The following is a 20388-nucleotide window of genomic DNA, read 5'->3' on the forward strand; positions in this document are numbered from 1 at the left end:
TCCGTTATTGGTTGCAAGGCTGCCGCAGCTTGACGCTACGGTTCTGTGTTTTTGCGTATGCCTGTCAAAAAGTCAAAGCCCCTTTTCCTGATTGGAGAAGCGGGCTTTATTTGTGTACGATTCGAAATGCGATCGAAGGAAAGGGGCGGTTCCGGTGGAGCTGTTAAACGACGAATATTACATGAAGCTGGCCCTGCAGCTGGCCGAAGGAGCTGCAGGCCAAACCGGAATCAATCCTGCCGTAGGCTGCGTCCTCGTGAAGGACGGGCGCATTGTCGGCATGGGAGCCCATTTGAAGCGCGGCACGCCGCATGCGGAAATTCACGCGCTGCAGATGGCCGGACCCGAAGCGGAAGGGAGCACCGCCTACGTCACCCTGGAGCCGTGCAGCCATTACGGCAAAACGCCTCCGTGCAGCGACCGGCTGATCAAGGAAAAGGTGAAGCGCGTGGTCGTCGGCTGCACCGATCCGAATCCGGTCGTCGCCGGGACGGGGATCGAGCGATTACGGCAGCACGGGCTCGAAGTCACAACGGGCGTGCTTCAGGAAGAAGCGTGCCGTTTGAACGAAGCGTTCAACAAGTATATCCGGACGCAGCAGCCGTTCGTCACCTTGAAGACGGCAAGCACGCTGGACGGCAAGATCGCTTCGCGTTCGGGGGACAGCAAATGGATTACGAACGCCGAATCGAGAGCGTATGTACATACGCTGCGGCATCGCCATCAAGCCATTATGGTCGGCATCGGAACCGTGCTCAGCGACGATCCGCTGCTGACGACCCGCTTGGATGTGCCGGCTTTGAATCCGACCCGGCTTATCGTCGATTCCGGCTTAAGGCTGCCGCTGGGCGCGAAGGTGGTCCGGGACCGGTCGGCGCAGACGATTGTGCTGACGACGGAGCGGGCCGATGAGACGAAGCGGCGCCAGCTTGAGCAGGCCGGGGTTCTGGTATGGGCGGCGGGAGCCGGCCCCCGAGTCGACCTGAAGCGGGCGATGACGCTTGTCGGCGAGCACGAGATTTCCTCCGTGCTGCTGGAGGGCGGAGGCCGGTTGAACGGAGCGATGCTGGAGCAAGGGCTCATCGATAAGCTGCTGCTGTTTTTTGCTCCGAAGATCATCGGCGGGAAGGACGCGCCGGGGAATTTCGAATTCGAAGGGTTCGAACGGATGCAGGATGCCGTCCGGCTGGAGCGGATGACGGTGCGGCAATTCGGAGAGGATGTCTGCATAGCCGGGTATCCTAATTACGAAAAGCGAGGAGGAGCCAGCTAATGTTCACAGGCATCATCGAAGAGATCGGCGCGATGCGCAGAATCTCGAAGCAGGGGCAGGCGATGATCTTGACCATCGGGGCCCGGACGATTCTGGAGGACGTTCGTCTCGGCGACAGCATCGCCGTGAACGGCGTCTGCCTGACGGTCGTACAGTACGACGAGGCTTCGATTACCGTCGATGTTATGCCGGAGACGTTCCGGCGCACGACCTTGCGCAAGCTGCATGCAGGGGACTCGGTCAATTTGGAGCGGGCTATGCTGGCGGGCGGACGCTTCGGAGGGCATATCGTTCAGGGACATGTCGATTCGACGGGAACGATTGCAGGAAGGACGCCGGAGGAGAATGCGGTCGTATTTCAAATCGAGCCGGAAGATAAGGGCATATTGAAGTATATGATCCCCCACGGCTCGATCACGGTCGACGGCATCAGCCTGACGCTGGTGGATGTGACCGAACGGAGCTTTACCGTATCGATCATTCCGCATACGCTCGCGCAAACCGTGCTGCAGCACAAAAAGCCCGGGGATGAAGTGAATCTCGAAGCCGACGTTTTGGGCAAATATATGGAGAAGCTTTTGCTCGGCAGAGCCGGACAGGAGCCTGCACGCAAACAAGGCGGTCTTACGGAGGCTTTTCTGACGGAGAACGGATTCATGTAACGATGCGTCCGAGCGAATTTTTTTAGCGAACCGATACGAAAGAAAGGCGGGAAAGACCATGGATACTTCGTTTCAATTTCATACTGTCGAGGAAGCCGTCGAAGATTTGAAGCAAGGCAAAATCATTATCGTCGTCGACGATGAGGACCGCGAGAATGAAGGCGATTTTATCGCGCTGGCGGAGAAAGCGACGCCGGAGGTGATCAACTTCATGATCAAGGAAGGCCGCGGCCTCGTATGCGCGCCGATTACGCAGGAGCGCGCGCAGGAGCTGGAGCTGCCTCCGATGGTGACGCGCAACACCGATTACCACGGCACGGCGTTCACGGTTTCGGTAGACCACGCGGAGACGACGACGGGCATCTCCGCATCGGAGCGCTCGCACACGGTCCAAGCGCTGATCGACCCGGCGACCAAGGCGCAGAGCTTCCGCCGTCCGGGGCATATTTTTCCGCTGATCGCCAAGCAAGGCGGCGTGCTCAGAAGAGCCGGCCACACGGAAGCGGCGGTGGATCTGGCGCGGCTGTGCGGCTCGTATCCCGCGGCCGTCATCTGCGAGATTATCAAGGAAGACGGCGAAATGGCGCGGGTGCCGGAGCTGATGGAATTCAGCCGTAAGCACGATATGAAGATCATTACGATCCAGGATTTGATCCAGTATCGCAATCATAAGGAAAACCTGATCAAGCGCGAAGTCGAGGCCAAGCTGCCGACCGATTACGGCGAGTTTACCGCCATCGCTTATACGAACGTGCTGGATCAGAAGGAGCATGTGGCGCTGGTCAAAGGTACAATCGACGGCAGCATGCCGACGCTCGTGCGGGTTCATTCGGAGTGTCTGACCGGCGATGTGTTCCATTCGCACCGCTGCGACTGCGGGCCGCAGCTGAATGCCGCGCTGAAGCAGATCGACGAAGCGGGCTCAGGCGTATTGCTGTATATGCGTCAGGAAGGCCGCGGCATCGGGCTGATCAATAAGCTGAAAGCGTATGTGCTGCAGGAGCAGGGGCTGGATACGGTCGACGCCAACCTGAAGCTCGGTTTTGCCCCGGATTTGCGGGATTACGGCATCGGCGCGCAAATTCTTAAGGATCTCGGCATCACGGAAATCCGGCTTTTGACCAACAACCCGCGCAAGATTAAAGGGCTCGAAGGCTACGGTCTGAAAGTGGTCGAGCGGGTTCCGATCCAGATGGAAGAGAACGAATCGAATTCGAATTACTTGCACACCAAGCAGGAGAAGCTCGGTCACATGCTCCGTTTTTAACGAGGATCGGCTGCACTCAGCGTAAAAAATAACATGATATTCGGAAGGATGTTGAACAAACATGGCGAAAGTATACGAAGGACATTTAGTATCCAAAGGATTAAAGTACGGCATCGTCGTCGGCAGATTTAACGAATTTATTACGAGCAAGCTGCTCGGAGGCGCTTTGGACGCGCTCAAGCGTCACGGCGCAACGGATGATGAAGTGGAAATCGCTTGGGTGCCGGGCGCGTTCGAAATTTCCCTGATCGCTCAAAAAATGGCGGAAAGCGGCAAGTACGACGCAGTCATTACGCTGGGCGCGGTCATTCGCGGATCAACGCCTCATTTCGATTACGTCTGCAACGAAGCGGCCAAAGGCGTGGCGGCAATCAGTCTGAAGACGGGCGTTCCGACGATCTTCGGCGTGCTGACGACCGATTCGATCGAGCAAGCCGTGGAGCGCGCCGGAACGAAGGCCGGCAACAAAGGCTGGGAGGCTGCCACGACGGCTATCGAGATGGCGAATTTGACCAAACAGCTTTCCTAATTTACAATAGGTAAGATGTCGAAATTTATCGGCGGTTTTGCTTCGCAAAACTCAAAGCTTATGCTTACGAAGACAGTTTTGCTTTCAGCAAAACTCAAAGCCTATGCTTACGAAGACAGTTTTGCTTTCAGCAAAACTCTTAGGGGGAAATTCTACTTGGAGAAAGTGACATACAAGCTGGATATGTTTGAAGGCCCCCTTGATTTGCTGCTTCACCTGATAGACAAATCAGAGATCGATATCTATAACATACCGATTAAAGAGATTACCGACCAGTACATGGAATATCTGGACGCTATGCAGGAGCTGGAGCTGGACATTACAAGCGAATTTCTGGTGATGGCGGCGACGCTGCTGTCGATCAAGAGCCAAATGCTGCTGCCGAAGCCGCCTGTCATCGAGTTCGAATATGACGACTACATGATGGACGAGGATTACGATCCTCGTTCAGAACTCGTCGCCAAGCTGGTCGAATACAGGAAGTATAAAGCGATTGCGGACCATCTCCGGGACAAGGAACTGGAACGCAGTCTTATTTATACCCGCGAGCCTGAGGATTTGACTCCTTATGTGCCTATAGTCGTAGAGAATCCTGTGAAAGGGCTTCATGTAGCGGACTTGGTGTACGCGTTCCAGCGGGCATTGCGGCGGATGGAGAGCCGAAATCTCGTCGCCAAAATCCGCAAGGACGAAATTTCGGTCAAAGACCGGATGCGCGAGGTCGTGGACATATTGGAGCAATCCGGCGGCTCGATCATGTTCTCGCGGCTGATAGACCGCAGCGAATCCAGAGAAGGTCTCGTAACGACATTTTTGGCATTGCTGGAGCTTATGAAGGTCAAAGCGATTGTTTGTTACCAGCACGGATTGTTTGAGGATATTGTCATACAGGCTAGAGAGGAAGGAAAGGCACATGGATTTTCAACAGATGAAATCAGTTATTGAGGGCTTGCTGTTCGTGGCAGGGGACGAAGGTCTGGATGCCAAGCAGCTCGCCGAGGTGTTGGATCAGCATGCTGATTTCATTCGCGAACTTGTGCTGGAGCTGCAGGAGGATTTCCGGCGTCAGAGCCGCGGCTTGCAAATTGTCGAGATGGCCGGCGCATTTCAATTGACGACGCTTCCTGCTCACGCCCCTTACTTTGAACGGCTGGCTTACTCCCCATCCCGCTCGTCCTTGTCGCAAGCGGCATTGGAGACGCTCGCCATTATCGCTTACAAGCAGCCGATTACCCGTGTGGAAATCGAGGAAATTCGCGGCGTCAAAGCGGAGCGAGCGCTGCAGACGCTGGTCGCCAAAGATTTGATTATCGAAGTGGACCGCGCCGATGCGCCGGGACGGCCTATTTTATACGGCACGACGAAAGCGTTTCTCGATTATTTCGCCTTAAGCAGCATCGAAGAGCTGCCGGAAACGACGATGTTCCAGACCGATGATAATTTGGAGGAGGAAACCAGGCTGCTGTTCGAGAAGCTCGACGCGCAGCAGATGACCTTCGAAGATATCGGCAAACCGGAATAGATCGCGGTCGATACATATAATTCCTGCGAATGTTTTACCATCGCTGGGCTATACTAACTCCTGAATGTACGGAAGCGAAGCTTCGCCATGAGGGGTTTTTTGGCGTATTCGGGAAAGGTAGCGCCCGTGGGAGGTAGAACATGATTTGGCCTTGGATTGCAGGTGCGGCGGTTGTCCTGCTCATCATTTTTGTTTCCAGCAGCATCCAGCTGCGGTTCACGATCATGCGCATGGAACAGGATGACGAGATCATATTGGACGTGCATACGATGTACGGACTCGTCAAGAGAAAACTGGCCATTCCGGTCATTAAGTTTTTGAATATGGAGGAAGGCGTAAAGCTGAAAACCGAGGTTGTCGACAAGATGAACGAGCAGCTGAAACAGGACGGGAAAGAGAATATTACGAGCAAAAAAGTTAGGGAAGCGTTCGAGAATATGCAGATTTTGCTGGCGAACTGCTTTCAATTCCACCATTGGCTGCGCTCTACGATGAGTCATCTCCGCTGTACGCGACTGCACTGGAAAACCAATGTGGGAGTAGGCGACGCGGCGGAGACGGCAATGACGGCCGGAATGGTGTGGGGGCTTAAGTCATCGCTGCTCGGATTTTTGTTTCGTTACATCCAATTGGAAACGAGGCCAGTCATTCAAGTCGTGCCGCAATATAATAAAGTTATGCTGGCATCGGAAATTCAATTTTTAGCCAAAATCCGCGTGTTTTATGTCTTGCTGGCGATGCTGCGCCTGCTGTCGCGGATATTGAAAGTGAAGGGCGGTTTCAGAACATGGCGCCGGGTGCTGTTCAAAGCATCGTAGCCTGCCGCCGGTTATAAGCCAAGACATCTAATTATTCATCAACGCGCAATAAGCAGCACTCTTTGGAAACGGTCACCGGATGCTCCGCTGACGATTCCAGAGAGTGCATTTTTATTTGCGGGAAGAAGCCGACAACAAGTAAAAAGCCTGAAAAACCGGCCTTCTGCAAGGATGTTTAATCTGTGCAAGAAAGTGCACAACCCCTTTGGTCCTCTACAAGAAAAGTACAATTGCCGCTTGGAACATGATTCGGTACAGTGAGTAGCATAAGAAATAAGAAGCAAGGCGAGAAACGGCCATTGCAATGAAGGAGGCTGTCCGGTATGTATGCGGATACAATAGAATGGATGGAGAACCCGGCTGCAGAATATCGTATTCATCCGTTCTGGTTTTGGAACGGGGATATGGAGGATGAACAAATTCGGCGGCAAATTGCCGAGATGAACGATAAAGGGGTCGGCGGTTTTTTTATATGCCCGCGCCAAGGCTTGAAAATTCCTTATTTGTCGCAGGCCTGGTTTGAGAAGGTGCGCACGGCGGCCGAATGCGCCAAAGGGTACGGCATGCATGTATGGCTGTACGACGAATACCCGTATCCGAGCGGCATTGCGGGCGGCGAGGTTACCTTGGAGCATCCGGAGGCGAAGCATACTTATCTGGTTCATCAAGCCGAACGCGTATCGGGAGGAACCACTCATACGATGGAGCTTCCCTGGGCCCGGATCTTGTCCGCCAAGGCGGTGCCGGTTTCGGAAAACGGCGAGAAGCGATGGGAAGAGGCGATCGATGTCCGCCATACCATCGGCAATTATCAGGCCGATCCTTTATTTCAAAAAGCAGGGCTGACCGCCTACAACGCCAAACGATTTTTCACCTACCGCACGATTTATAAAATGATTTGGGACGTGCCGCCAGGTGAATGGGAAGTGGTCGTCTTTTTGGAGAAAGAGATCGAGGATTTCAAATATTACGGCACCTTCGTCGACCCGCTTAACCGCGAGGCGATGGCTGCGTTCATCCGCATGACCCATGAACAGTACGCCCGCTACGTCGGCGAGTTTTTCGGGCACACGATCAAGGGGATGTTTACGGACGAGATCGGCTTGCTGGGCAATATGCCATGGTCCAACCAGCTTCCTGGCTACTTTAAGGAACGGACAGGCATCGATTTGAAGGAGCGCCTGACCGCTCTCGCCTATGCGGACAGCCCGGACGCGGCCCGAATCCGTTACGAGTATTACCAGTCGATCCATTTGCTGCTGCGGGAGGCCTACCACAAGCAGGTCCATGACTGGTGCGAGGAGCACGGACTTCAGTATGTGGCCGAAGTGCCTTCCGTACGGATGACGACGCAAGCGTTCAGCCATGTGCCGGGAGGGGATTCGGGACACGAGAAGCTGGGCCGGCCGCTGGAATGGATTCTTAAGCGGTATGCCAATAGCCTCCGGTATAACCCGAAGATGATCAGCTCATTGGCCAGACAGCTCGGCCGCAAGCGCAATCTGGTGGAATGCTTCCACAGCGTCGGCTGGTCGATGACGCTTCAGGACGCCAAATGGATGATCGACCGATTGGCTGCGCTGGGCGCCAATTTTTATAACTTTCACGCCTTTTTCTATACGCTGGACGGTTTGGCCCAGCATGATGCGCCGCCGTCGCAGTTTTTGCAAAATCCGTACTGGCCGTATTTCCGCCAGTTGGGCGATTATACCGGACGCATCAGCCGGCTGATGAGCGAAGGCATCGCCGACATCCGCATCGCCGTATTGGACCCGACGACTTCGCTGTGGACGCAGCTCGGCAATCCGTTCCATAACTTCGGATACGGGGGAGAGGACCCGGCCGAGAAGCAGCGGCTGGAGCGGCTGCGCGGCGATTGGGAAGCGATCGGCATCGAGCTGCTCCGAAACCGCCGGGATTTCGATCATCTCGATCCCGAGCTGCTGGCGTCGGCCGAGCTTGCGAACGGCCGTCTGAACATAGGCGATGCGGCTTATGAGGTGCTGATCATTCCGCCGATAACGAATTTGGAAGCACTCGCTTGGAAGCAAATCCAAGCATTCGCGGAGCACGGCGGCATCGTGATCGCGCTGGGCCTGCTGCCGCATGAAGCGATTGAAGCGGGCAGTCCCGCGGAGCGGGAAGCGGCTGCGCTGTTCGGAGCCGAGGGCTTCCGGACGCAGGAGCAGTATTGGGGAGGCCGCGGACCGTCGAACGAGAACGGCTTGAAGCCGCAGCCAGGCTGGACGAAAGGGAAACGCGAGGCTTACTTCATTCCTGCGTTTGCCGGTCAGAATACAGAGAATATGCCGGCTGTGCTGCTTTCCTTGCTGGAGCTTGTCGCGCCGTCCGCCGTTCGCCTGACGGCCGACAGCGATACGCTGCCGTTCCTGATGCAGAGCCGCAAGCTGACGGAACGCCGCGGCGTCGTCTTTGTAAGCAATCAGGAGGGCGGCAGCCATTCGGCGCAGCTATGTATCGACCCGCAGCGACTGCGCGGCGTGGGGACGGAAGAGAGCGCGCCGGTCAGCCTCCATTTCCGCTTGCTCAATCTGGAGACGGGACAAGCTCATCCGGTCGAGGCCACGCTTCGCGAAGGCGAATGGGCGCTGCCGCTGGCTTTCGCGCCATACCAGTCTTATGCCGTAGAATGGGAGGCGAATGAAGCGGACCGGGAGACGGAGGAAGAAAGACCGCTCGTTCCACCGTCGCTGCAGCTGGAGCTGGAGAGCCGCGGGCCGTGGACGATGAAAGCCGAGTCCGACAATACGCTCCGGCTGGAAACATTCCGGCTCACGATCGGCAGAGCGGGGGAGCCGGGCGAGGATTTGCCCGCTTACGAGGTCAAAGCCAAAACGTTCATCGATCAGTGCGATGACATCGCCGGACAACGGGAGTTCCCCGTCAAGCTGCGGCAAATGTTCGGGACTCCGCTTAAGCTAAGTATGGATTATCCGTTCGCTTGCGCTTACCGTACCGAGGTGCGGATCGACCGGATGCCGCAGGCGTGCCGGATGTTTATGGACACATCGGCGATTTCCGGGGAATGGACCTTGAGCATTAACGGGCATACGCTGACGCGCGCTTCCTTCGCCAAGCATGAAATATACGATTATCAAAATATAGCCTGCGACATTCTCCCGTTTATCCAACCGGGAATCAACGAAATAAAGGTCAACGTGCAGGTGGAGCATGATTGGGACGGCGTTGTCGATGCGATTTATTTGCAGGGACCGTTCGGCGTCGAGTGGGATTCTTCCGGTTTGCCGGCATTGACGGCCGAGCCGGAATCGGCGGCGTCGCTGCCGTCGGAATACAGTGCCGGATACCCGTATTACGCAGGCGCCATCCGCTACGAGAGATCCTTTGAAATAACGGATGCGCACGCCCGCGATTCGTTCGAATTAAGCTTCCCGGATTGGGAGCAGCACGATACGGTAGAAGTGACGGTCAACGGGCGCGCTTTGGGCGTTCGTTCCTGGTCGCCGTATGTATGGCGCGGTCCTGCATCGATGCTGCGCAGCGGCTCCAATACCGTCGAAGTTCGGGTTACCGGAACGTTGATCGGATTGTTGGAAGGCAAATATTTCAACTATCGCGACCATTCCGTCGACCCGGTTGAAGGCCGGCAGACATGAAGGCATATCTCATTACACGAACTTAAGGAAGGGAGCTGGCCCTATGAATCAAGCACATACTCAGAAGGTTGTACACAGAGCAGCAGATAAAGCGTCTTCGCAGAGAAGGTTTTGGAAGGATATAAGGCGGGACAAATATTTATATTTGCTCGCGCTGCCGGGGCTATTGTTCCTGCTTTTATTCAAATATATCCCGCTGGCCGAGGTTGTGATCGCATTTCAAAACTATTCGCCGCTGCTGGGAATTTTCAAAAGCAAATGGGTTGGACTGGATCATTTCATCCGGTTTTTCTCCAACCCCGATTTCATGATGCTGTTTCGCAATACGATGGCGATCAGCTTGCTGAATCTGGTCTTTTTCTTCCCGGTGCCGATTCTGCTCTCGCTTATGCTCAATGAAGTGAAAAACGAAATTTATAAAAAAGTCGTGCAATCCATCGTTTACTTGCCGCATTTCCTCTCTTGGGTTATTATTGCCGGCTTGACTTTCCTGCTGCTGGCCAAAGGGGAAGGCGTCGTGAACAAAATGCTCGAAGCCTTCGGTATGGAACGAATCGGGTTTCTGACCAATCCGAATATATTCTGGATTATGGTCACGATCCAGTCCGCTTGGAAGGAAGCCGGCTGGGGCACCATCATCTTCCTGGCGGCGATGGCCGGCATCGACCCGCAGCTCTACGAGGCGGCCCGCATGGACGGCGCCGGGAGATTCCGGCAAATGTTTCACATTACGCTTCCCGCCATCCGCAGCGTGATCGTCGTGCTGCTGATTTTGCGGCTGGGTCATATTATGGACGTCGGCTTCGAACAAATTTTCCTGATGTATAACGGGGCCGTGTCGCAGGTAGCGGAGGTATTCGATACGTACGTCTACCGGGTCGGTATCCAGCAAGCGCAGTTCAGCTACAGCACGGCCGTCGGCTTGTTCAAATCGCTTGTCGGCCTCGTTTTGGTCATTCTGTCCAATAAAGTGGCCAAAAAATTCGGCGAAGAAGGCGTATATTAATACCGGCTTCGGCCGGCACCATAATAGGTTCAGGGGTGAATCCGTATGAGAGAGAACATGGGCGACCGTGTCATCAATATAACCAATCTTGCATTGCTCGCGATCATTGGCGCCATTACTTTCTTCCCGCTGTATTACGTTATTGTCGTTTCTTTTACAGAGCCTTCGGAATTTTTGCAAAAGCCTTTCGTGCTGCTGCCGAAGCATTGGTCTCTCGCTTCGTATGAGTACATGCTGTCTTCCAAATCGTTTATCCGCTCGATCGGCAACAGCGGTTTTCTGGCGACGGTAGGGACGGCTCTCAGCTTGGTCGTTACTGCGGGAATTGCGTATGCCTTGTCGCGCAAGCGTCTTAGAGGCCGCAAAATTTTCATGCTGCTGATCTTGATCACGATCTTGTTCAGCCCCGGCATTATTCCGAACTATATGATCGTACGCCAGTTCGGACTCATTAACAGCGTATGGGCTTTGATTATTCCTTCTCTGGCGAGCGGTTGGAACATTATCTTGATGAAAAGCTTTTTTGACAGCCTTCCGGTGGAACTGGAAGAATCGGCGGCAATTGACGGAAGCAGCGATATCGCTACCTTTTTCCGGATTATTTTACCGCTGTCTCTGCCGTCGCTCGCGGCCTTCGGATTATTTTACGCGGTCGGCTATTGGAACCAATATTTCAATGCGCTGCTTTATTTGAACGATGCGGCCAAATGGCCGATTCAGGTAATGCTGCAAAATATGCTGCTGAGCGCCAATAACAGCGATTTGATGATCTCTTCTACAGCGGCGCAAGCGCCTCCGTCGACGACTCTGCAAATGGCCGCCGTTATTATCGCTACCGCTCCGATCCTGGCCATTTACCCGTTCCTGCAGAAGCATTTTGCCAAAGGAGGCATGGTTGGCTCGGTTAAGGGGTAGATTGAATAAAGGGATTTATCACACCTTCGTAGAAGTTAACCACTCTCAAGCAGTGTGATAACTCCTATGGAGGTGTGCAGATGTACCAGAAGACGAAGCTACGCTGGCTGACGGCGGGAAAGAAAATTTACGGCCGCAAGCACAGCTTTTACCGCAGAAGCTTGATGATGATTTTGCTGATTGCCTGCATTCCCGGATTAATTACGGGGGCAGGCATATACTGGCTTACCACCGGTAAAATCGAGGGCGAGCTGCAGCGGCTGCATCAGAACCAGATCAAGCAGCGCGCCGAGAACATAGACGATCAGCTCTCCTTCCTGGAGATGACCTTCTCCCATTGGTCCTTCGATCCGAAGTTCGATCAAAAGCTAAAGGACATCAATTTTACCGACAAGTACGACAGAGTGCAGGAGCTTTACCGGACGATGGTCGTCATCGAGGGCTCTCATCCGTTGATTGAGAAGGCCGAGTTTTTTTTGAACCAGCCCCGGCCGTTTGTCATGGATAAGGAAAAGTACGTTTATTTGAATCCGGATCAGATTAAGAAGTATGCCAATTACTTGAAACAGCCGAAAACGATATTTTGGACGGATGCGTCGGCCGGCTCGCCGGAAGACAGCGACGGGAAATTCAACCTGAATCTGGTGACCAAATTCCCCGGCGGCAGTCCGGAGCCGTTCGGCGTCCTGGTCGCTTCGCTGGACGAAAGCAAGCTGAGCAAGCTGCTCCGGACGCTCACCCCTTATGACGAAGGGTCGTCCATTCTGATGGCGGACACGGGGAGCTGGCTTATCACCGGCGGCGGCAAGCCATCCGAGCTGGATTACGCCTTGAAGCAGGAGTACGAGAAGCGCGAGGGCCAAGAGAGCTCATTTCTGTTTACGCACGACAAAATCACGTATTCCGTTTCTTCCGGATCATTCCCGCGGCTCGGCAGTACCTGGACTTATTTGTCTGCAGCGCCTGTTACGGCGATTACGTCGCCGGTGTTGTTCATCTCCAAGATCATTCTAGTTATCAGCTTGGCCGGGTTGCTGCTGGCGCTCACGCTCTCCTGGCTCGGCACGTATCGTTTGTATACGCCGGTCGGCCGCTTGATCGGGCTTCTTGCCGATGACGAAGAAGGGCTGTCGGCCCGGTCCGATCATAAAGACGAGTTTGAGCTTATCACTAATCACTGGAAATCGCTCATGAGCGAGAGCGAGTCGCTGCGCAACACATTGAGCCAGCAAATGCCGCTTGTCCGCGAAGGGTACATGCTGCAGCTGGTTCAAGGATATTTGTTCTCGTATTCGGAGCGCGATATTCGCGACCGGCTTCAGCATTTCGGCAGAAATACCGAAAACCGGCTGTTTATTGCGGCTCTGCTGCAGGTAAGAGGGCTTTCCGGGCATGAAGGGCGCTTTTCATCGGATGATGAAGGGCTTGTTGCGTTCGCGGTTGCGAATATTGTCGAAGAATTGAAGGAAAGTTGGGGAATCGAAGCGGAAATTGTCAATTTTCACGACTTGACGATAGGAATGCTTTTGTTCCAACCGCAAGATCGTTCCCCCAAACAAGTGCGGGCCGGGCTGCTTGAGTTTTTGCAGGAGCTGGTTTCGGCGGTGGACCGGACGCTCAAGCTGCAAATGATCGTTTCGGTCAGCGAGCCGACGCCGCATATGAAGCAGATTCCTTATTTATTCGACGAAGCAAGGCAGGCGCTCAGTTACCGCGAATTATCCGAGGAGAACCCGATTATCGATCTGGAACAGCTGAACAAGGCCGACTCGCAGCGTCAATTTACGTATCCTTTTGCGCTGGAAAAAGAAATTATTCATTCGATCCGCCTCGGCTCCGAGGAGGAAGCGGCTGAGCTGATCGAGCAGTTTTTGCGGGAGCTTTCGAAGGCAGGCTCTACCGAACTGGTCATCAGGCAGGGGATGCTGCAGCTGCTGGGCAGCATATTGAACGCCATGGTGCAATCCGGCTTGAACCCGGTGCAGCTGTTCGAAGGGGCGAATTTGTTCGACCATTTGAGCATGCAGCAGGGGCCGGAGGAAATGCTGACATGGTTCAAGCATAAAGTGATCGGGACGTTCGTGCAGGAGCTGATCAGCAAACAGGATTTTCATCTTAAGCAAATGGTCGAGCAAGTGATGCTCTATTTGAACGAACGGTTTATGACGGATGTATCGCTTGATTCGTGCGCCGACCATTTCGGCACGAGTCCATATACGCTGAGCCGCGCCTTCAAGCAAATCGCGGGACTCAATTTTATCGACTACTTGACCAATATCCGGCTTGCCAAAGCCAAACAGCTGCTGCGCGAAAGCGAATTGAAAATTACGGAGATCGCAGAGCGGGTAGGCTATCAGCAGAGCTATTTTAACCGGATTTTCAAAAAATACGAAGGCGTGACGCCGAGCCAATTCAGGGAAAGGATCAGGGAACGATGAACGGGGGAAACGCGCGTATTCTGCTGGAAAACGCGCGTTTTCCGTTTACTACTGGTCCTGCAACAAAGTCTTAAAGCCCGATTTTGGCGGCTGCAAGAAAGTCTGATTGTGCGAAGACGCCCCTTGTCTTACAGTGGAGTCACAGCAAGCGCTTTACATCAACACGAATCAGCATCAGATCAGCATCAGCCATCAAAAGGAGGAGTCACAAGATTATGAAGAGAAAGAAAAAAGTTGCGCTAAGTTTATCGACAATCATGCTGCTAAGCGGATTATTGTCGGCTTGCGGAGGCGGCAGCGAATCCAAATCCGCGGGCAATCAAAGCGGCAAGGCAAATGACGTGCTTAACGTAAGTATTATGACGATTCTATTAACTCCTACACCGCCGCCGGACGACAATCCGATTAAGCAGGCCATCGAGAAGGCGACCAATTCCAAGATGAACATTCAGTGGGTTTCGGGTAACAGCTATCCCGACAAGCTGAACGTGACCTTGGCCTCGGGAGATATTCCGGATTTGATCTATATTAACGATCCGTTCTCTCCTGTATTCCGTACGATGGTGCAGCAGGGCGGATTCTGGGATATTACCGATCTGGTAAAAGATTATCCGAATCTTTCGAGCAAAATATCCAAAACCGCATGGGATTTGACGAAAATGGAGGACGGCAAAAATTATTCGATTCCGCGTCCTCGTCCGTCCGAAGCCGATTCCTTCTTCATTATCCGTAAGGATTGGCTGGATGCGCTCGGCATGAAACCGCCGACAACGACCGATGAATTGTACACGGTTCTGAAGGCGTTTGCAGAAAAAGATCCGGACAAAAACGGTAAAAACGATACGATTCCGTTTACCGCCAATATCGATCCGAGCAACTCCGCAGCACCGATGGGTTCTTTGGGCCATATCGAAAATTCCTTCACAGGCGTGAACGGGAACTGGAAATATGTGGACGGAAAAATGGTATTCGCCGCATTCCTTCCCGAAGAGAAGCAAGCTATTGAATTTATGAGCAAGCTGGTAAAAGAAAAGCTGATTCCTGAAGATTTTGCATCCATGAAGGGTACGCAAGTCAGCGATTTGTTCAAAGCGGGCAAGGCCGGAATGATCGCGGAAAAAGCCGGTACGATGCAAAACTATTATCCGGACATCAACAAAATTACGCCGACGTTCAAAGATACCGATTTCTATCCTTTGACTTCCATCAACAATTACAATCCGAAGGGACCGGGCTTTGCGGGCACGCTCGCTATTCCTAAGACGGTGCCTGAGGCAAAAATGAAACAGATTCTGAAGATGGTCGATACATGGATGAACGACGATGTGTTCGATATTCAAACTTACGGTTTTGAAGGGGTCGATCATGTCGTGAAGGACGGCGTGAAGGTCGTCGATTCGAAGGCGCTATCCGAACATCACGGTCCGGAGTTCAACCAAATTGTTTATGTCGCCGACCCTTACGCGAGCTCGACGAAAAACTTCTTCTCCAAAGAAGCGAATGAGCTGTATGCCAAAATTCAAGACGAGCGTACGAAAAACAGCGTAGCAGACATTTCGACGGGCTTGTACTCGCCGACGGCCCAGCAGTTTTTGCCGGAATTCATTAAAAATATGACCGATTTGAAAACGAAAATTTTGCTCGGCGCCGCTCCGATCACAGCGTGGGACGATTATGTGAACAAAATGAAAAACGATCCGAACGTTGTGAAAATGACTCAGGAAATGACCGATGCTTATAACAAACGCATAGGAAAATAATACCGGGAACAACCGGCATCCTTGGCAGACATGCCGAGGGTGCTGGTTTTCATTGCTGCCGGAACAGGGGAGAGGAAGATATGGAAACGTCCAAACCGAATATTATATTTTTTATGACCGACCAGCAGCGCTGGGATTGTATCGGCAAGTTCAATTCGCATATTAAAACGCCGACGCTCGACAAGCTTGCGGAGAGGGGCATCGTATACAGCCAGGCGGTTTGCCAGGCTCCGATGTGCGTGCCGAGCCGCAGCTCGATGATGTTCGGCTATTACCCTTCCCAACTGGGAGTGAGAACGAACCATGGAGGATTTTACGACGAGAAGCTGCTGCCGAGCGACCCGCTGCCCGAATTAATGAGAAAGGCTGGTTATCAGACGGCGGGCTTCGGCAAGACGCATTGGAATCACGGGCTGAAGACGGACAATCCGTCGGCCCGAGGGTTCGAAGTCCGGGCGGTCGGACTGGCCAGAGACAGCGGGCATTATGAAGAGGGCGCCGTTATGATGGGCGACGTGGAGCCCAAAGGGCTCAGGCAATATTATGAAGAGACGAAATCCTATGGAGGCGGAGAAGAAAATGCGAACGGGTATATCGGCTGCACGAGCGAGCTGCCCATGCATCTTCACCGCGACGGCTGGGTAGCCGAGCAGTGTCTCGAGTTTCTTGACGAGGGGCTTGACCCGCAGCGGCCGTTATTTTTGTATTTATCGTTTTTGAAGCCCCATGCAGGATTTAATGTACCCAAACAATTCGAGGACTTATACGACATCAACGATATTCCGGATATTCCCCAGCCGCCATGGGAGGACGAAAACGGCACTCACCTGGCTGCAACCGATGAAGTGAGCGAGTCGAGCCGGCAGCAGTATTTGGAGAAAAAGCAAGTGTGGAGCGAGATGACGCCGGAAGAGAGGAAGCGCACGACGCTGCGGTACTGGGCGAACTGCTCCTGGCTCGACCATTATTTCAGGCGGGCGCTGGAGAAGCTGGAGAGCCAAGGCAGACTGGATAACGCACTGATCGTATTCGTATCCGATCACGGAGAGATGCTGGGAGAACGGGCTTACCGATTCAGCAAATATTGTCTGTATGACAGCAGCGTCCGAGTGCCGATGATTTTGTCGGGCTCGTATATTCCCGAACCACTGCGCGGAACGATAGACGAGCGCCCGGCCGAGCTGGTCGATCTGGTGCCGACGCTTGCCGAAGTAGCCGGATTGCCTCGCAATCCGCAGCTGCCGGGGCTGGATTTGCTGGGAGCGAGACAGCGGGCGGGAACGTTCTGCGAGTTCCACGGCAAAGGATATTCGAACAAGCTGTCCATTCATTCGGCGCCGTCTCTTATGTGGCGCAAAAAAGAGTGGAAGCTGATCATGTATTTGCCGGGAGCCATCGAGGACGCCATCGGCCGCGTGGATCGGTTTCAGGGCGAGCTGTATCATTTGACGGATGATCCTAATGAATGGAATAATTTATATGACGATGAAGCGTATTCGGCGATCCGGGAACGGATGACGGCCGAGCTGCTGATGCATTTGGCATGCGTTTGGGCGAAAGGGCCGTTTTTCTACGATCGGCACGGCCTGGAAGCATTGGAGAACGCCGCTCAATAAGCGATTATATGGATGCTGCCTGCACCGGGACGTTTACGAAGCCTCTGGTTTCGATGAACGCCCGTTTTTTTTGTTTAGGAAGTGATGCGCAGCAATTTCGGTATGGATACATAGCTTCTTTCGTTAGGGGAAAAGCTAATGATGCAAAAGGAATCCTTATGCTTTTCACAGTTACACGAAACGGAGGAGGAAATATGACAGCACATCCTATCGAAGGCTTAATGAAAGTCGCCATGGAAAACATTAAGGAAATGGTCGATGTCAATACGATCGTAGGAGATCCGGTGGAAACTCCCGACGGCAGCGTCATTATGCCTATTTCCAAAGTCGGTTTTGGCTTTGCGGCGGGGGGCAGCGAATTTTCCGGCGAAGAAGGGTCCGGGACGCATAAGAACGACTCGATGAACGCCCAAGTATCTCTTCCGTTCGGCGGCGGCAGCGGCGGCGGGGTGTCCATTACGCCGATCGCCTTCCTCGTTGTAGGCAAGCATGGCGTCAAGATTGTGCCGCTCGATAATCAAACCCATTTGCTTGAACGGTTGATCGATTCCGCTCCGACGGTCGTTGACCGGATTCAGAGCATGATGAAAAACTCCAAGCCGGGCGCAGAGAATCCGGCCAACGGAGCGCATGTCACCAATAATATCGAGAATCAAAACTTTATCGTTTAAAGCAGGAGCGTCCCCGCTTCTGCACCGGATTCATCTTACCTTTCGGCCGCCCGCTCTTCCGGGCGGCTTTCTTTGTTATTTAGGAAATGATGCGCAGTCCTGTGGATATCCGGGGGCTCCCCCGAAAGGAATGTCTAACCATAGAACGATCCCAGAGTAATGGTTAGACGCCGATCCAGCTTAGCCTGGATGCGAACGGAATAAGCTTCAGAGCATCACGTCACTTTTGGGGGATTTGTTCCTTGCGTGCAAAATAGTTGCTCTTTGCCTGGCTTTCTTTTATATTTAAGCTAAAGCCTACGACGAAAGAGGTATTTTTGTGCGGTTAATTCCCACGCGTTCCTGCGTTCCCGGCATGAAGCTGGGGAAATGTATTTTTAACGAAGAGGGCATCATTTTATTAAAGGAGCATGCCCAGTTATCGCAAACGCTGATCAATCGGCTGCAGCAGCTGGGCATTGATTTTTTATACATCGAAGACGAAGCGACGGCGGACGTGGTCATAGAAGAGCCTATTTCCGCTGAAACCCGTATCAAGGCGCTGTCAGAAATTCGCAATCATTTCAAAATGGTAGTCGAGAGCAGCGGCAAGGCCAAATTTTCCAAAAGCCAGTTTATGGGCAAGGCGTTCGGCAACGTGATGAAGATGATTATGGACGATTTGGATTCGCGGGAAAGTCCGCTGATCATGCTGTTGAATATGAACGTGCTTAACAACTACTTGTATCAGCATTCGTTGAACGTGTGCATATACGCCACCATGCTCGGCATGGCGTACGGCTACGGCCGCGACGAGCTCGCGACGATCGGGCTCGGCGGGCTGCTGCACGATATCGGGAAAACGAAAATTAACCCCGATATTATAAAAAAAGCGGGCCCTCTGTCGGCCGAAGAAAAGGCGGAGGTGCAGAAGCACGCCGAATTCGGCTTCAAGCTGCTGAAGGACGAGCCGAATATTCCGCTGCTGGCGGCGCATTGCGCCTTTCAGCATCATGAGCGGCTGGACGGCAGCGGTTATCCCCGGGGAATCAAAGACAATGAGATTCACGAATATGCCAAATGGATCGCTATCGTCGACAGCTACGATTCGATGACGACGCATCGTCCGCATCGGCTGGCGATGCTGCCGCATCAGGCGATGGAAGTATTGTTTGCCGGAGTGGGTACCCTTTACGAGCATAAGAAGGTCGCTTTGTTCAGAGATAATGTAGCGATCTATCCGCTGGGACTTACCGTCACCTTAAGCACCGGGGAAAAAGGCGTCGTCGTTCGCATCAATCCGGCGGTTCCGCAAAGGCCGACGGTTCGCGTGCTGGAAGAGGCGGACGGAAGGAAGCTGACTCAGCTGTACGAGATCGATTTGTCCGAAAAGCTGACTGTTTTTGTAAGCAAAGTGGATGAATGGGGGACAAGCTGATGTGCGGCCGTTACACCATAACCGTTTCGCTGGAGGAGCTGATGCTCCATTTTTTGCTGGGCAGCGGTCCGGCAAGTTACGGCCCGCGTTATAACGTAGCTCCCGGACAGTGGATTCCGGCGATCCTCGGAGGCGGCGAGGGAGCGCCGGGAAGGTTGGGAGAGCTGCGCTGGGGACTCGTGCCCGGCTGGACGAAAGAAGCGGGCGGCGGTCCCAAGCCGATCAATTTGCGTGCGGAGACGGTCGGCGAGAAGCCCGGATTTCAGCGGCTGCTCATGCGCAAGCGGTGTTTAATTCCGGCCGACGGTTTCTATGAGTGGAGGAAAACGGGCAATGGAGCGAAACAGCCCGTCCGCTTCGTCATGAAGGACCGCTCCCCGTTCGGCATGGCTGCGCTGTACGATACGTGGGTCGATCCGAGCGGCGGCAAGCTTCATACTTGTACGATCATCACAACGTCGCCGAACGAGGTCGTCGCCGGCGTGCATGACCGGATGCCCGTCATCCTGCCGCGGGAAGCCGAAAAGATCTGGCTTGACAGAACCGTTGCCGATGTACGCCCGCTGCTGCCTCTGCTAACGCCTTATCCGGCCGATAAGATGACGTCCTATGAAGTGGATGCGAGGGTCGGCAATTCGCGCTATGACGCACCGGACTGCATAGAACCTATGCGCACGCTGCTTTAAACGTATTTTTTTGCTATGAGCTAACTCGATAACCTATGAGGAATGAAGTGACCCCAAAAAGTTAGACACTATAAAGTTTAAGCAGCCTTTAGGGTGTGAATCCGGTATTGAACCGGGCTCATACCCTTTAATTTTGCCTTAATCCGTTTGTGATTGTAGTAATCGATATA

17 protein-coding genes are annotated in these 20388 nt (G+C 53.6%); 16 read left to right on the top strand and 1 reads right to left on the bottom strand.

Annotation, left to right across the window (positions count from 1 at the left end; all coding sequences use genetic code 11):
• Positions 1 to 154 precede the first annotated feature (154 nt).
• The 16 genes from ribD (at position 155) to N0M98_RS31390 (ending at position 20218) form a co-directional block, all read left to right on the top strand.
• Positions 155 to 1273, top strand: coding sequence for a bifunctional diaminohydroxyphosphoribosylaminopyrimidine deaminase/5-amino-6-(5-phosphoribosylamino)uracil reductase RibD (gene ribD / locus N0M98_RS31315; RefSeq protein ID WP_259620227.1), 1119 nt, complete (start codon positions 155 to 157; stop codon positions 1271 to 1273).
• Positions 1273 to 1935 (top strand): riboflavin synthase, encoded by a 663-nt coding sequence (ribE, locus tag N0M98_RS31320; protein WP_259620228.1) that lies wholly within the window; start codon positions 1273 to 1275, stop codon positions 1933 to 1935. The genes ribD and ribE overlap by 1 nt, the downstream gene beginning before the upstream one ends.
• Before the next feature lie 58 nt (positions 1936 to 1993).
• On the top strand, positions 1994 to 3202 hold the full coding sequence (locus N0M98_RS31325; RefSeq protein WP_259620229.1) for a bifunctional 3,4-dihydroxy-2-butanone-4-phosphate synthase/GTP cyclohydrolase II: 1209 nt from the start codon (positions 1994 to 1996) through the stop codon (positions 3200 to 3202).
• A 61-nt stretch (positions 3203 to 3263) separates the two neighbouring features.
• Positions 3264 to 3731 (top strand): 6,7-dimethyl-8-ribityllumazine synthase, encoded by a 468-nt coding sequence (ribH, locus tag N0M98_RS31330; RefSeq protein WP_259620230.1) that lies wholly within the window; start codon positions 3264 to 3266, stop codon positions 3729 to 3731.
• A gap of 183 nt (positions 3732 to 3914) precedes the next feature.
• Positions 3915 to 4676 carry a segregation and condensation protein A gene (locus tag N0M98_RS31335; protein WP_249866191.1) on the top strand — a complete coding sequence of 254 codons (762 nt, stop codon included), beginning with the start codon at positions 3915 to 3917 and terminating at the stop codon, positions 4674 to 4676.
• On the top strand, positions 4645 to 5253 hold the full coding sequence (gene scpB / locus N0M98_RS31340; RefSeq protein ID WP_249864176.1) for an SMC-Scp complex subunit ScpB: 609 nt from the start codon (positions 4645 to 4647) through the stop codon (positions 5251 to 5253). Before N0M98_RS31335 ends, scpB begins: the two co-directional genes overlap by 32 nt.
• Before the next feature lie 140 nt (positions 5254 to 5393).
• Positions 5394 to 6071: a DUF2953 domain-containing protein gene (locus N0M98_RS31345; protein WP_249864175.1), complete on the top strand. Its 678-nt coding sequence runs from the start codon at positions 5394 to 5396 to the stop codon at positions 6069 to 6071.
• Between the two features lie 323 nt (positions 6072 to 6394).
• Complete coding sequence (locus N0M98_RS31350; RefSeq protein WP_259620231.1) at positions 6395 to 9709, top strand: glycosyl hydrolase; 3315 nt, start codon at positions 6395 to 6397, stop codon at positions 9707 to 9709.
• Between the two features lie 43 nt (positions 9710 to 9752).
• Positions 9753 to 10715 (top strand): ABC transporter permease, encoded by a 963-nt coding sequence (locus N0M98_RS31355; RefSeq protein WP_249864173.1) that lies wholly within the window; start codon positions 9753 to 9755, stop codon positions 10713 to 10715.
• A 45-nt stretch (positions 10716 to 10760) separates the two neighbouring features.
• Positions 10761 to 11630 carry a carbohydrate ABC transporter permease gene (locus N0M98_RS31360; protein ID WP_249864172.1) on the top strand — a complete coding sequence of 290 codons (870 nt, stop codon included), beginning with the start codon at positions 10761 to 10763 and terminating at the stop codon, positions 11628 to 11630.
• An 80-nt stretch (positions 11631 to 11710) separates the two neighbouring features.
• Positions 11711 to 14068 carry an AraC family transcriptional regulator gene (locus N0M98_RS31365; protein WP_259620232.1) on the top strand — a complete coding sequence of 786 codons (2358 nt, stop codon included), beginning with the start codon at positions 11711 to 11713 and terminating at the stop codon, positions 14066 to 14068.
• 215 nt (positions 14069 to 14283) lie between these two features.
• Positions 14284 to 15828: a type 2 periplasmic-binding domain-containing protein gene (locus N0M98_RS31370; RefSeq protein ID WP_249864170.1), complete on the top strand. Its 1545-nt coding sequence runs from the start codon at positions 14284 to 14286 to the stop codon at positions 15826 to 15828.
• A gap of 80 nt (positions 15829 to 15908) precedes the next feature.
• The gene (locus tag N0M98_RS31375) at positions 15909 to 17444 is read left to right on the top strand and encodes a sulfatase family protein (RefSeq protein WP_259620233.1); all 1536 of its coding nucleotides are present in this window, start codon (positions 15909 to 15911) and stop codon (positions 17442 to 17444) included.
• Between the two features lie 194 nt (positions 17445 to 17638).
• A complete protein-coding gene (gene ytfJ, locus N0M98_RS31380; RefSeq protein WP_249864168.1) occupies positions 17639 to 18115 on the top strand; it encodes a GerW family sporulation protein in 477 nt (158 codons plus the stop codon).
• A 319-nt stretch (positions 18116 to 18434) separates the two neighbouring features.
• A complete protein-coding gene (locus N0M98_RS31385) occupies positions 18435 to 19532 on the top strand; it encodes an HD-GYP domain-containing protein (protein WP_259620234.1) in 1098 nt (365 codons plus the stop codon).
• Positions 19532 to 20218 carry an SOS response-associated peptidase gene (locus N0M98_RS31390; RefSeq protein ID WP_249866190.1) on the top strand — a complete coding sequence of 229 codons (687 nt, stop codon included), beginning with the start codon at positions 19532 to 19534 and terminating at the stop codon, positions 20216 to 20218. The genes N0M98_RS31385 and N0M98_RS31390 overlap by 1 nt, the downstream gene beginning before the upstream one ends.
• Before the next feature lie 77 nt (positions 20219 to 20295).
• Here N0M98_RS31390 and N0M98_RS31395 read toward each other — a convergent pair.
• The coding region (locus N0M98_RS31395; protein WP_259620237.1) for an IS3 family transposase at positions 20296 to 20388 on the bottom strand (93 nt) is incomplete at its 5' end.

The sequence above is a fragment of the Paenibacillus doosanensis genome, assembly GCF_025060755.1.
GTDB classification, from domain to species: Bacteria; Bacillota; Bacilli; order Paenibacillales; family NBRC-103111; genus Paenibacillus_S; species Paenibacillus_S doosanensis.